We start from the raw sequence: 14,940 nt of genomic DNA on the forward strand, positions 1-14,940 counted from the left end.
CCGTCCCGAGAATCCCGCTCATCGCCCGTCCCTCCGACAACCAACGCCGCTAGCGCACACCGCATCGGACGCTGCGGACCATGCTTCCGAACCGGCTTGGCAACGCCCCTTGCCGAGAGTCCCGCTCATGCCTGCGCACCCCGGCAATCCGCCGCGATGGCGCGCAACGCGTCCGCGAACCCGGCAGCCACCCCGGCCACCGTCTCCCGCGCATGCTGATCCGGCTGGTAGTACCAGGAAAACTCCAGCTGCCCCTCCCGCACCCCGCCGACGACCTCCAGCGCGTGCGGCGACCGGTTCGCCGGGTCCTGGTCCCGGCCCAGCGGCGGGAGCGAGCGCAGGAACAGCCCGTCGCCCGAGCCGGTGTTCTCGCCTTGGCCCAGGTAGTTGAAGGCGACCCGAGGCGCGGCCCGGCCGAGTTCGGGGAACCGGAAGCACCGCAGAACCCCATGCCCGAACCCGTTCCCCGGCACGGCGCGCAGCTGCCGCCGGACCGACTTGACCTGGTTTCGCCAGCTCTCGGCCGGATCCACCGCCAGCGCGACCGGGAACAGGGTCGTGAACCAGCCGACCGTCCGGGTCAGGTCGACGTCGTCCAGGATCTCCTCCCGGCCGTGGCCTTCGAGGTCGATCGCCACCGCGGGCTCGCCGGTCCAGCGCGTGAGCGTCCAAGCCAGCGCCGTCAGCAGGACATCGTTGATCCGCGTCCGGTAGGCGCCCGGCGCGAGGTGCAACAGCGCATCAGTGTCGCGTTCGCCGACGCGGATCGACACCGATTCCTGCGGTTGCGGAGCCGCACCCGCCCGGTCCACCGGGATCGAGCAGCCAGGCAGGTCGCGGGCCCAATGCGAGCGTTCGGCGTCCAAGGCGCCGGATTCCGCGAATTCGCGCAGGCGGTGGGCCCAGTCCCGGAAGGACGTCGTCTTCGGGCCCAGGTCGGGCTTTTCCCCGGCTTCGATCTGCCGGTAGGCCCGTTCCAGATCCTCCAGCAGGATGCCCCACGAGACCGCGTCGACCACCAAGTGGTGCGCCACCAGGAAGAGGCACGGGTTCTCGGCAGAATCCGACAAGAGCGCACGCAGGTGCGGGGGCTGCGCGAGGTCGAAGCTCGCCTGTGCGTCGTCGGCGGCTCGCTCCAGATCCACAGTGGACACCCGGCGCAGGACGGAGCCGGAGTCGACGGGGTCGTTGTGCTGAATCCACCCGGAAGCGGTCCGCTCGAAGCGCAAACGCAGCGCATCGTGATGCGCCACCAGTGCGTCGACGGCCTGGCGCAGCACCTCCTCGTCGACCGGGCCGTTCAGCTCGATCAGCACGGACTGGTTGAAATGCGCGGGGTTGACCGGCGAAGCGTCCAGGAACCAGCGCTGGATCGGCGTCAGCGGAACGACCCCGACGACGGCTTCGCGATCGTCCTGCGCCGAATCGGCCGGCTGGGCCACCCGGGCCAGTTCGGCGACCGTCTGGTGCGTGAACAGGTCCTTCGAGCGCATCGCCAGCCCAGCCTGCCGGGCGCGGTGCACGACCTGGATGCTGAGCAGCGAATCCCCGCCGAGTTCGAAGAAGTTGTCCGCGGTGCCGACCTGCGGAATTCCGAGCACCTCGGCCCACACGTTCGCCAGCAGTTCTTCCAAGCCGGTGCTCGGGGCGACGTACTGCGCGGTCTGCAACGCCGACAGGTCCGGTGCGGGCAAAGCGGCGCGGTCGATTTTGCCGTTGGGGCTGACCGGGACCGAATCGAGCGGCACGAAGACCGACGGGATCAGGTAGTCGGGCAGCGTCTCGCCGAGGAAGGAGCGCAGTTCGGCGGTTTTCCCCACTACATAAGCGACCAACCGCTTGTGCCCGTTGGCTTCCCGAGCCACGACCACGGCCTCGTGAACCGCCGGATGCCGCCGCAGTGCCGATTCGATCTCGCCCAGTTCCACCCGGAACCCGCGGATCTTGACCTGGTCGTCCACCCGTCCGGCGAACTCCAGGTCGCCCGAGGCGGTCAGCCGGACCACGTCGCCGGTGCGGTACATCCGCGACCCGGGCGGGCCGTACGGATCCGCCACGAACCGGTCGGCGGTCAGGCCGGGCCGGGACAGGTAGCCGCGCGCCAGGCCGATGCTGCGGACGTACAGCTCGCCCGCCGACCCGATGGGGACCTCGCGCAGGCGGGCGTCCAGCACGTGCACTTCGGTGTTCCGGATCGGTTTGCCGATCGGCAACGTGCCGCCCGGCGACAGCGGTTCGCTCCACGAGGTCACGACGGTGGTCTCGGTCGGCCCGTAAGCGTTGATCATCCGCCGCCCCGGCGCCCAGCGCGAGACCAGCTCGGCGGGGCAGACGTCCCCGCCGACGACGACGGTCCGCAGGTCCGGCAGCGCCGTCTCGGGCACGGTCGCCAGCGCGACGGGCGGGAACTGCACGTGCGTGATCCGGTACTCCGCCAGCACCTCGGCCAATTGCGTGCCGAGCAGCGGGCCCTCCGGCGGCACGACGAGCGCGGCGCCGGCGGGCAGGGTCATGCAGAGTTCCGAGACCGACGCGTCGAAGCTGGGCGAGTTGAACGCCAGCACCCGGTCTCCCGGACGGATCCGGAAATGCTCGATCTCGGCGGCGGCGAAGGACGCCAGGCCCGCGTTCGGGACCACGACTCCCTTGGGCCGCCCGGTGGAGCCGGAGGTGTAGATGACGTACGCCGGCTGGTCCGGGTCGACGGGGAGGTCGAGGTTCGTGTCCGCGTACTGCCCGGCGTCGAGTTCGCCGTCCACGACGAAGACCGGGTCGGCGTCGCGCAGCATGAACTCGATGCGTTCGGCGGGATAGCCCGGGTCGACCGGGAGGAACGCGGCCCCGGTCTTCGCCACCGCCAGCTCCGCGAGGACGAGCGCGGTCGAGCGCGGCAGCCGGACGGCGACGATCCGTTCCGGCGCGGCGCCCCGATCGACCAGCAGACGCGCCAGCTGGTTCGCCCGCGCGTTCAGCTCGGCGAAGGTGATTTCTCCGGCAGCGGACAGCAATGCCGGAGCGTCGGGCGTCCGCGCGACCTGTGCTTCGAACAGCTGTGCCACCGACGCGGCCGGGACGGCCACGGCGGTGTCGTTCCAGGCCCGCAGCTGGTCCAGTTCGGCTTGCGGCAGCAGCGGCAGGCAGGACATCGGCTGGTCCGGCAGCGCGGCGAGAACAGTGAGCGCGGTCAGCAACCGGTCGGCGAGACGTTCGATCGTCGCGGCGTCGAACAGACCGGTGGCGTAGTTGATCGCGGCGTGCAGCGACCCGCCGTCCTCCTCGAATTGCACGAGCAGGTCGAAGGTCGCGGTCGTCGCGGGCAGAGCGACCTCCTCGGCGACCAGCGTGCCGCCGCCCGGCCGGTCACCGGTGTTCTGCAGCACCACCATCGCCTGGAACAGCGGTGTCCGGCTCGGGTCGCGGACCGGCTGGGCGGCGTCCACGACGCGTTCGAACGGCACGTCCTGGTGGGCGAACGCGTCGAGCACGGTGTCGCGCACGCCGCCGAGGAACTCCCGGAACGAAGCACTTGAGTTCACTGTGGACCGCAAGACCAGGGTGTTGACGAAGAAGCCGATCAGCCGTTCCAGCTCGGCCCGTTCGCGGCCGGCGGCGACCGTGCCGACGGCGACGTCCTCCTGTCCGCACCACCGCGACAGCACGACCTGGAAGGCCGCGACCAGCGTCATGAACAGGGTCCCGTGCTGTGCGCCCGCGAGTTCGCGCAGGTTCGCGGCGACCTCGGCGGGGATGTCGAAGCCGAACCACTCCCCTTCGTTCGTGCGGACCGCGGGGCGCGGCCGGTCGGTGGGCAGTTCGAGCGGCGCGAGCCCGGCGAGGCGGTCCCGCCAGTGGTCGAGCTGCTCGTCCAGGACGGGGCTGTCGAGGAAATCCCGTTGCCAGGCGGCGAAGTCCGCGTACTGCACCGGCAGCTCGGGCAGCCGCGGTTCCTCGCCGCGGACGTAGGCGGAGTAGCAGGTGTCCAGCTCGGCGGCCAGCACCCCGGCCGACCAGCCGTCGGTGACGATGTGGTGCAGCACCAGCAGCAGGACGTGATCGCCGGAACCCTCGCGGAACAACCGGGCGCGCAGCAGCGGGCCGGTGCGCAGGTCGAACGGCCGGAGTGCTTCGCGCACCAGGGTTTCCTCGTCGAAGTCGGCCACCGGGAGGTCGATCGGCGCGGGCTCGTGGACGATCTGCACGGCGTGGCCTTCGATCGCGTCGAAGGTGGTGCGGAGCGATTCGTGCCGGGCGACGACCGTGTCCAGAGACCTCCGCAAAGCGTCGATGTCGAGTTCACCGCGCAAGCGCAAGGCGGTGGGAGAAATGTACTCCGAGCCGCCGGGTTCGAATTCGTCCAGGAACCACAAGCGTTGCTGAGCGAACGACAACGGCAGCGCACCGTCCCGCGCGACCGCCGGGATCGTCTCCGCCGCGGCCTGCTCCGCCGGAAGTTCCGCGGCGAACTGGCCGAGAGTCGGCGCGGAGAACAGCATCCGCGGCGAAACCTCGACGCCGAATTCGGCGCGCACCCGCGACGTGATCCGCATGCTGAGGATCGAATCGCCGCCCAGTTCGAAGAAACTGTCGTCGGCACCCACGCGGTCGATTCCGAGGACGTCGGCCCAGATCGCGGCGAGCCGCTGCTCCGCGGTCGTCCGCGGCGCGACGTACTCGGCAGTTCCGGCGCGGCCGGGTGCGGGCAGCGCGCGGCGGTCGAGCTTGCCGTTCCGGTTGAGCGGGAGCGCCTCCATCGGCACGAACGCCGAGGGGACCAGGTGCTCCGGCAGCCGTTCGCGGGTCCACTCGCGCAAGCCTTGAGCTTCCCCGACGACGTACGCGACAAGGCGGCCTTCGCGGGCGATGACGGTGACGTCGGCGATCGCCGGATGCCGCCGCAGGACCGTCTCGATCTCGCCGGGTTCGACGCGGAACCCGCGGATCTTGACCTGGTCGTCGACGCGGCCGAGGTAGTCGAGCGAGCCCTCGGCGGTCCAGCGGACCTGGTCGCCGGTGCGGTACATCCGCTCCCCCGGCGGGCCGAACGGATCCGCGACGAACCGGTCCGCGGTCAGCCCCGGCCGGCCGAGGTAGCCGCGCGCGAGCTGCGGTCCGGCGAGGAACAGCTCGCCGGGCAGGCCGGGCGGCACGGGTTCGCCGGTGTCGCCGAGCACGTACGCGCGGAAGTTGGCCAGCGGACGACCGATCAGCGGCTGGTCCCCGACGACCGGCGCGTGGATCGAGTCGACGGTCGCTTCCGTGGGCCCGTAGTAGTTGTGCCCGGTGACGTCCGCGGCGGCCAGCTGCTTCCACAGCGTTTCGGTGGCCGCCTCGCCGCCGGTGATCACCGTCCGCGGCCGGACCTCGCCGGTCGCGAGCCCGGCGTCCAGCAGTTGCTGGAGGTAGGCCGGGGTGAGGTCGAGCAGGTTGAGCCCGTGCGCGCGGACGGCCCGGACCAGCGCGATCGGGTCGAGCCGGGTGTCGTCGTCCAGCACGTGCAGCTCGTGGCCGTCGACCATCGCCAGCAGCGGTTCCCACGACGCGTCGAAGGCCAGCGACGCGGTGAGCGCGGCCCGCTCCCGCCCGCGTTCGAGGAAGATCGCGCGGTGCGCGACCAGCAGGTTCACCAGCGCGCGGTGCTCCACGACGACGCCCTTCGGCGTGCCCGTCGAACCGGAGGTGTAGATGACGTACGCGGCGGTGTCCGCGTCCGGCCGCTTCGAGAGCGGCGCTGGCGGGGCGTAGCTCTCGCCCGGCCTGCCGAGGACGACCACCGGGCGCGCGTCGTCGAGCAGGAAGCGGACGCGTTCCTCCGGCAGGTCCGGGTCGATCGGCAAATACACCGCGCCGGCTTTGAAAATCGCCAGGACCGCGATGACGGCTTCGGCCGACCGAGGCAGCATCACGGCCACCACGCGCTCCGGCCCGGCGCCCCGCTCGATCAGCTCCTGCGCCAGCTGCGTGGCGCGCGCGTCGACTTCCGCGAAGTCCAGGACGGTGTCGTGGAAGATCAGCGCGGTCTCGTGCGGCATCCGCGCGACGGTCGCGTCGAACACGTCCAACACCGTCTCCGCGGGAAGGTCGGCGGTGTCGCCGTGTCCCAGAGCCAGCACCTGGTCGCGCTCGTCGGCGGTGAGCGGCGAGAGCGAGCCGACGCGACGCTCCGGGTCGTCGGCGATCGCGCGCACCAGCTGGGCGAGGTGTCCGGCGAGCCGTTGCGCGGTCGAGGCATCGAACAGCTTCGGATCGTAGGAAAGTTCGAGCCCGAGCCGGTCGTGCAGATAGGCGGTGAGGTTCAGCGGATAGCTCGTGGTGTCCAGCGATTCGACGTCCAGCACCCGGACGCCGTCCTGTCCGCTGTCTTCGATCGGGTAGTTCTCGAAGACCACCACGCTGTCGAACAACGACGCGCCCGCCGGCACCCCGGTGAAGGTCTGCAGCTGCGAGAGCGCCAGGAAGTCGTACCGGCGCGCGTCCGCCTGCCCGGCCTGGATCGCGCGCAGCCATTCGGCGGCCGACTGTCCGTTCCGGACCTCCACGCGCGTCGGGACGGTGTTGATGAACATCCCGATCATCGCTTCGACGCCGGGCAGCTCGGGCGGCCGTCCGGAAACCGTGGTGCCGAACAAGACGTCCGGCTCGCCGCTGTAGCGCGCGAGCAGCAGTGCCCACGCTCCCTGCACGACCGAGTTGACCGTCAGCGCGGCGGTTTTCGCCATGTCTCGCAGCGCCGCCGACTCGTCCGCGGACAGCTCGACCAGCACTGTCGCCCCGGATTCCGCGCGGTGCGCCTCCGTGGGACGGCGGTCGTACGGCAACGGCGTCGGCGCGGCGAAACCGTCGAGCGCGTCGCGCCAGTGGTCCTCGGCCGCGGTCCGGTCCTGTCCGGCCAGCCAGGCGAGGTAGTCGCGGAACGGCCGCCGCGGCGTCAGTTTCGCCGGCGTGCCTTCGACAATCGCCGTGTACTGCTCGCACACCTCGCCGAAGACCTGGGCGGTGCTCCAGCCGTCGAGCAGGACGTGGTGCGAGGTCCAGAGCAGTTGCACCTCGTCGTCGGCGACTCGCGCGATCTCCAGGCGCATCAACGGCGGCGTCGTCAGATCCATGCCGGCCGCCAGGTCGGCTTCGAGCAGTTTCGCCAGTTCCGCCTGCTGTTCTCCGGGAGCGAGGCCGCGCCAGTCGTGCTGCCCGACCGGCACCCGGACCCCGCGATGGACACGCTGCACCGGCTCGTCGACGCCGTCCCACACCGTGCTGCTGCGCAGGATCGGCGTCCGGTCCACCACGCGCTGCCAAGCCTCGGCCAGCGCACGCGGGTCCCGGACGCCGGCCAGCCGCAGCCGGAACTGGTCGAAGTACGCGCTCGACCCGGTGTCGACCAGGCTGTGGAACACCATGCCCGCCTGCAGCGCGGTCAGCGGATAGATGTCCTCGACCTCGCGGCCGTCCCCGGCCAGCCGGTCGACCGTCGGCTGGTCGAGCCGGGCGAGCGGGAAGTCCGACGGCGTGCGGCCGCCCGCCCCGGCGCAGTGCGCGATGATCTCCCGCAGCGCCTCGGCGGTCGCCTCGGCCAGGCCGCGGACGGTCGCCTCCTCGTGCACCTCGGCGGAGTATTCCCAGGTCAGGTGCAATTCGCCGGATTCGACCACGCCGACGACGTCCAGCAGACACTGGCGGATGCTGTCCGGCGCGGAGTCGCGGCCGAGGCTTTCCCCGCGGCCGTGGCAGAGCCCGTCCTCGGCGGCTCCGAGGTCCCAGCGGCCGTGGTAGTTGAAGGATATCTGCGGTGTCGGATCGTTCCGCAGCGGCGATTCGGTCAGGTAGCGCAAAGCCTCGTAGCCGACGCCCTTGTTCGGGACGGCGCGCAGTTGTTCCTTGACCGACTTGAGGATCGCGTCCCAGCCGTCGCCGGGAACGGTCAGCGCGACCGGGTACTGCGCGGTGAACCAGCCGATCGTCCGGGACAGGTCGAGCGGTGCGGCGAGGTCCTCGCGGCCGTGGCCTTCCATCTCGAGGACGACCCGCGACCGGCCGGTCCAGCGCGCCAGCACGCGGGCGAGAGCGCTGAGCAGGACGTCGTTGACCTCGGTCCGGTACGCGCCGGGCACGTCTCGCAGCAGCGCGGAAGTCTCGGCCCGGCCGAGGGAAACCGACACCGAGCGCGCCGACTCCGCGGTGTTGCGCCCGGCGCGGTCGACCGGGAGTCCGGTCTCGACGCCGCGCAGCACGCTCCGCCAGTATTCCGCCTCGCCGTCGAGCCCGCCGGAACGGACGTGGTCGGCGAGGGTCCGAGCCCAGTGGGTGAACGCACTGCCCGCCGGTTCCAGCGGTTCGCCGCGATAGGCGTGTTCGAGGTCGCCCAGCAGGACGCGCCAGGACACGCCGTCCATGACGAGGTGGTGTGCGGTGAGGAACAGCTGCGGCGAACGGTCCCGGAAGGTGAACAGGACCGCGCGCCAGACCGGGCCGTTGACGATGTCCAAAGAGGTCTGTGCGCGCACTGCCTCCGCGTGCATCGCCGCTGCCACATCGTCCACTTCGGACAGGTCAGCGTGCCGCAGGATGTCCGCTGGCTCCGTGGCGGCCGGTTCTTGCTGCCAGCTTCCCTCCGCTTCGGAGAATCGCATCCGCAGTGCGGCATGGCGAGCGGTGACTTCAGCGATCGCGGCGGTCAGCCGGGAAACGTCTACTGGGGACAGTACGACGTGGACGGACATGGTCAGCCGCCACGGCTCGTCCAGATGCGCGAACAGCCACGACTGGATCGGCCCGAGCGGCGCGGGTCCGGCTTGCTCCGGCACTTGCGCGACCGGTGCGCCGGCGGTGACGACGCGGCCCAGTTCGGCGATCGTCTGGTGCTGGAAGAGATCCTTCGAGGACACCGTCAGCCCGGCTTGGCGAGCGCGGGACACGACCTGGATGCTGAGGATCGAGTCACCGCCGAGGCCGAAGAAGTTGTCCTCGACACCGACCTGGTCGACGCCGAGCACCGCCGACCAGACCTCGGCGAGAATGGTCTCGATCTCGGTGCGCGGGGCCACATAACGGTTTTCGGCCCGCGCGCCGGGTACCGGCAACGCGCGGTGATCGAGCTTCCCGTTCGCGTTGAGCGGCAACTCGTCCAGCGCGACGAACACCGCCGGGATCATGTGCGCGGGCAGCGACCGGGCGAGGAATTCACGCAGCACCGCGGTCCCGGGCACGGTCCCGGTCAAGTACGCGACCAGCCGCCGGGCGTCGCCGGTGCCGTGCGCGACGGCGACCGCGCCGGTCACGTCCGGATGCGCCGACAGCGCCGCCTCGACCTCGCCCGGTTCGATCCGGAAACCGCGGATCTTGACCTGGTGATCGGCCCGGCCCCGATAGGCCAGTTCGCCGTCCGGGGTCCAGCACAGCAGGTCGCCGGTGCGGTACATCCGGGTGCCCGGCTCGCCGAACGGATCCGCGACGAACCGGGACGCCGTCAGGCCCGGCCGGTTCAGATAGCCGCGCGCCAGTCCCGCGCCCGCGACGTAAAGCTCGCCGGCGACGCCGGGCGGCACCGGTTCGAGGCGGGCGTCCAGGACGTAGGCGCGCAGGTCCGGAATCGGCACGCCGACGGTCGCGCGCTCGTCGAGGATCCGATGCGTCACGTGCACGGTGGTCTCGGTGATGCCGTACATGTTGACCAGCCGCGGGCCGTCCGGATACCGGCGTCGCCATTCCTCCAGACGCACCGGGTCCAGGGCCTCGCCGCCGAAGATCACGTACCGCAGGCTCAACGGCGCGGACGGCAGCGAGCCGAGCCGGTAGAACGCGGACGGCGTCTGGTTGAGCACGGTCACCCGCTGTTCGGCCAGCAAGGCCAGGAATTCCTCCGGCGACCGGACTGTCTCGGACGGGACCACCACGAGGCGGCCGCCGTGCAGCAGCGCGCCCCACAGCTCCCAGACCGAGAAGTCGAACGCGTAGGAGTGGAAGAGCGTCCAGACGTCCTGGTCGCCGAAGCCGAACCAGTGCTCGGTCGAGGAGAACAGCCGGGTCACGTTCGCGTGCGGGACGAGCACGCCCTTGGGCACGCCGGTGGAACCGGAGGTGTAAATGACGTACGCGGTGTTCTCCGGCCGGACCCGCACGCCGGGGTCGGTGTCCGGCTCGTCGTCCGCGGCGATCGTGTCCACGACGCACACCGGCTGCGCGTCGGAGAGCATCGCCTCGATCCGCGCGGGCGGATAGTCCGGGTCGATCGGCAGGTATCCCGCGCCGGACTTCAGCACGGCGAGGATCGCGACGACCAGGTCCGCCGAGCGCGGCAGCCGCAGCGCCACCAGGCGTTCCGGCCCGGCCCCCTGCGCGATCAGCCGGTGCGCCAGGCGGTTCGCCCGACGGTCCAGCTCGCGGTAGGTCAGTTCGACGCCTTCGCAGGTCACCGCGACGGCGTGCGGGGTGCGGGCGGCTTGCGCGGCGAACAGCCGGTGCAGCGCCGGTTCCGGGGGCGCGACGGCGACGGGGTTCCATTCGCGCAGGACGCGGTCGCGCTCGTCGGCGGTGATCCACGGCAGCCGGCCGAGCGGCTGCGACGGGGTCGCCGCGATCCCGGCCAGCAGGATCCGCAGCCAATTGCTCAGCCGTTCGATGGTGGCCGCGTCGAACAGGTCGGTGTTGTAGTTGACCACCGCGTCGAGCCGCCCGGCGGTCTGCTGGAAGTGGATCGCCAGGTCGAAGCCGGCGGTCACGATCGGCGGCGCGACCTCCTCGACGGCGGTCCCGGGCAGCGCCGGGCGGGCGTCCGGGGTGTTGTGCAGCACGACCATGACCTGGCACAACGGGGTGCGGCTGGGGTCGCGTTCGGGCTGGACGTCGTCCACGACACGGTCGAACGGGACGTCCTGATGGGCGAAGGCGTCGAGCACGGTGTCGCGGACTTCGCCGAGGAAAGCATCGAAGCCGCGGTTCAAGTCCACTGTGGACCGAAGGACGAGGGTGTTGGCGAAGAAGCCGATCAGGCCTTCCAGCTCGGCGCGTTCGCGGCCGGACACGACGGTGCCGACCGCGACGTCGTCCTGTCCGGACCATCGCGCGAACAGCAGCTGGCAGGCGGCGAGCAGGGTCATGAAGAGCGTGCTGCCCTGCTGCCGGGACAGCTCGGCGAGCCGTGCGGTGGTGCCGGCCGGGACGCTGAACTCGTGCAGCGCGCCGTTCTTCGTGCGGACAGCCGGGCGCGGGCGGTCGGCGGGCAGCTCCAGCGGCTCGAGACCGGCGAGGCGGTGCCGCCAATAGCTGAGCTGGCCGTCGAAGTCGGTGCGGTTTCGTTGCCAGACCGCGTAATCGGCGTATTGCACCGGCAGCAGCGGCAATTCGGGCTCGTCGCCGCGGGTGAACGCGGCGTAGCAAGCGGCGAGTTCGCTCAGGAGCACGCCCGAGGACCAGCCGTCGGTGACGATGTGATGCAGCACCAGCGTGAGGACGTGCTCGTCGGGGCCGAGCCGGGTGAGCGCGGCGCGCAGCAGCGGGCCGGTATGCAAGTCGACCGGGCCGGTCGCGGCGGCCAGTGCGGTGTCCAGGTCGCCGTCGACCGGCTGGAGATCGACCGCGTATGGCGGGTGGACGATCTGCTTGCCCTGGCCGTCGACTGTCGCGAAGGTCGTGCGCAGGGACTCGTGCCGCGCCACCAACGCGGTGAGCGCCTGGTTCAGCGCGGGCACGTTCAGGTCGCCGCGCAGTCGCAGTGCGGTCGGCGAGACGTACTCGGTGCTGCCCGGGTCGAACTCGTCGAGGAACCAGAGGCGTTGCTGAGCAAAGGAAAGCTGCGCTTCGAACGGTCCGTCGCCACGCGGCAGGAGCGGGATCGCCTCCTGCGGCGCGGACGCGGCGGGCAGTTGCGCGGCCAGCAGCGCCGGGGTCGGCGCGGTGAAAACGAGCCGCGCGGGCACGTCGGCGCCCAACTCGGCACGCAGCCGCGCGACCACACGGATGCCGAGCAGCGAATCGCCGCCGAGGGCGAAGAAGTCGTCTTCGACGCCGACTCGTTCCAGGCCGAGCACCTCGGCCCAGACGTCGGTCACGAGCCGTTCGCGGTCGTCTCGCGGGGCGATGTACTGCGCGGACGCGGAAATCTCCGGCTCCGGCAGCGCCCGGCGGTCCAGTTTGCCGTGCCGGGTCAGCGGAAGCCGGTCGAGGTGGACGAACGCGGAGGGCACCAGGTGCGCGGGCAGCGACTGAGTCAGCGCGGCGCGAAGCTCGGCAGGCTCGGCGTCGCCGACGAGGTACGCGACGAGCCTGCCGTCCCGCGCGTCGACGGCGGCATCGAGCACCTCCGGCTGCGCGCGCAGTGCGGTCTCGACCTCGCCGGGCTCGATCCGGAACCCGCGGACCTTGACCTGGTCGTCGATGCGGCCGAGGTGTTCCAGCTGGCCGTCGGCGGTCCAGCGGGCTCGGTCGCCGGTCCGGTAGAGGCGGGTTCCGGGCGCTCCGAAGGGATTCGGCACGAACCGGTCCGCGGTCAGCCCTGGCCTGCCGAGGTAGCCACGCGCGAGCTGGGCTCCGGCGAGGCAGAGTTCGCCGGGGACCCCGGCCGGGACGAGCCGGAGCTGTTCGTCGAGAACATACGCGCCGACATTCCCCAGCGGACGGCCGATCGACGGCCGGTCCCCGGTCACCGGAGCCCACGTCGCGTCCACAGTGGACTCGGTCGGTCCGTAGTAGTTTCCGGCGGCCACGCCGGATCCGGCGAGTTCGTGCCACAGGCTCGCGCCGATCGCCTCGCCGCCGACCATCAGGAACTGCGGCCGCTGTTCGCCGTCGAGCAGTCCGGCGGGCAGCAATTGCCGCAGGTAGGACGGGGTCACGTCGAGGAAGCCGATGCGCTCCTCGCGGACGTAGCGGGTGAGCGCGGCCGGGTCGAGGCGGGTTTCGTCGCTGATCAGGTGCAGTTCATGGCCGTCCGCCAGCAGCAGCGGTCCTTCCCACGACGTGTCGAACGAGAGCGACGCGGTGAGCGCCACGCGCATCCGTTCGCGGCCGAAGACGGCGCGGTGGTTGGCCAGCAGGTTCGCCAACGCGGCGTGCTCGACCACGACGCCCTTGGGCGTGCCGGTCGAGCCGGACGTGTGGATCACGTAGGCGGCGTCCGACGGCTTCGGCGCGGCCGGGCGCGGACGGTCGGTGAAGCCGCCGATGCGGTCCAGCACCACCGCCGGCCGCGTGTCGGCCAGCAGCACCTCGATCCGTTCCGCGGGCAAGCCGGGATCGATCGACTGGTGCACCGCCCCGGCCTTGAGCACGGCGAACAGCGCGACGATCGCGTCGGCCGAGCGCGGGAGCAACACGGCCACGACCCGGTCGGGCCCCGCGCCCCGGCCGGCGAGCTCCGCGGCGAGCACGTCGGTGCGGGCGGCGAGCTCGGCGAAGCTCAACCGGACGTCGCCGCAGACCAGCGCGGTCGCCGCCGGCTGGGTGCGCGCTTGGCGGTCGAGGAGATCGACGATGGTGCCGCCAGCAACGTCGGTGACGTCGAGCACCGGGCCACGCCAGCCGAGCAGCTGGGCTTCCTCGGTCTCGGTGGTCAGCGGCAGGTCGGCGACGCGCCGGCCCGGGTCGGCGGCGATCCCGGCCAGCAGCCGCAGCAGATGCGCGATCAGCCGGTCGATCGTCCCGACCTCGAACAGTTCGGTGCTGTATTCGACGAGCCCGGCCAGCCGGCCGCCGGATTCCTCGAATTCGACGGTGAGGTCGAAGTTGGCCGAATCCCGCCCAACCCCGGCCGGTTCCGCGGCCAGGCCCGGGAACACCGGCCCGGTCCCGGCGGCGGTGTGGAGCAGCACCATGACGTCGAACAACGGGTTGCGGCCGGGGTCCCGGCCCGCGTGCACGGCGTCGACCACTTCCTCGAACGGGACGTCGTCATGGGCGAAGGCGTCGAGGACGGTCTGCCGCGCCGCGGCCAGGTGATCGGCGAACGGAGCCGACCGGTCGACGTCGGAACGCAGGACGACGGTGTTGACGAAGAACCCGACCACCCGCTCCAGCTCCGGGCGGTCCCGGCCGGAAACGACGGTGCCGAGCGCGATGTCCTCCTGCCCGGTGCAGCGCGCGAAGAGCGCCTGGCAGGCCGCGAGCAGCACGGTGAACAACGTGGTTTCCGAAGTCCGCGCCAGTTCCGCGAGCCCGCGGGCCACGTCGGAGGGGACGGCGAACTCGCGCACCGCACCCGCCGTGCTGCGAGCGGCCGGGCGCGGCCGGTCCGTCGGCAGGTCGAGCGGAGTCACGCCGGTCAGCTGCCGGGTCCAGTGCTCCAGCCCGGCCGCACGAGTCGGGCGATTGTGCTGCCACACCGCGAAATCCGCGTACTGCAACGGCTGCGGCGGCAGTTCCGCGCGCTCGCCGTCGCGGTAGAGGAGCCCGAGTTCTTCGGTCAGCACGCCCATCGACGCGCCGTCGGTGGCGATGTGGTGCACGCACACCAGCAGCACGTGCTCAGCCCGGCCGAGCCGCACGAGCACGGCGCGCAGCAGCGGTCCGTGCACGAGGTCGAACGGCCGCGAATACTCCGCCTTCAAGACCGCGTCGAGGTCTTCCGGCGCGGCGTCCACCACCGGAAGCGCGACTTCATCCGGCGGCTGAATGAGCTGGCGGGGTTCGCCGTCGACCTCTTCGAAGGTCGTGCGCAGCGGTTCGTGCCGGGCGACCAGCAGCCGCAGCGCCGTCGCCAGCGCCTCGACATCCAGCTCACCGGTCAGCCGCAAGGCGAACGCGCTGTTGTATTCGGGATCGTCCGGGCGGAGCTGGCTGAAAAACCACAGCCTGCGCTGCGCGGACGACAGGGGCACGGGGCCGGAACGGTCGGCGGCCGCCGGGATCTCCGGTGCGCGGCCGGCCGTTCCGGCCATCCTGCGACGCAGCGCTTCCTGCAGGTGGGCGGGCAGCGCCGCGATGCGGTCCTCACGGGACGAGGTCATGGGGAGT

The 14,940-nt window shown here is 71.5% G+C and carries 1 protein-coding gene; it reads right to left on the minus strand.

Annotated elements, in window-relative coordinates; translation table 11 throughout:
* Positions 1–125: 125 nt before the first annotated feature.
* Positions 126–14,933 carry a non-ribosomal peptide synthetase gene (locus H4281_RS15410; RefSeq protein ID WP_182891602.1) on the minus strand — a complete coding sequence of 4,936 codons (14,808 nt, stop codon included), beginning with the start codon at positions 14,931–14,933 and terminating at the stop codon, positions 126–128.
* Positions 14,934–14,940: the final 7 nt, after the last annotated feature.

This window comes from Amycolatopsis dendrobii (assembly GCF_014145675.1).
Taxonomy (GTDB): domain Bacteria; phylum Actinomycetota; class Actinomycetes; order Mycobacteriales; family Pseudonocardiaceae; genus Amycolatopsis; species Amycolatopsis dendrobii.

Excerpts from the sequence above, each read along its gene's own strand:
- H4281_RS15410 (WP_182891602.1), bottom strand. The coding sequence starts at position 14,933 with ATGACCTCGTCCCGTGAGGACCGCATCGCGGCGCTGCCCGCCCACCTG.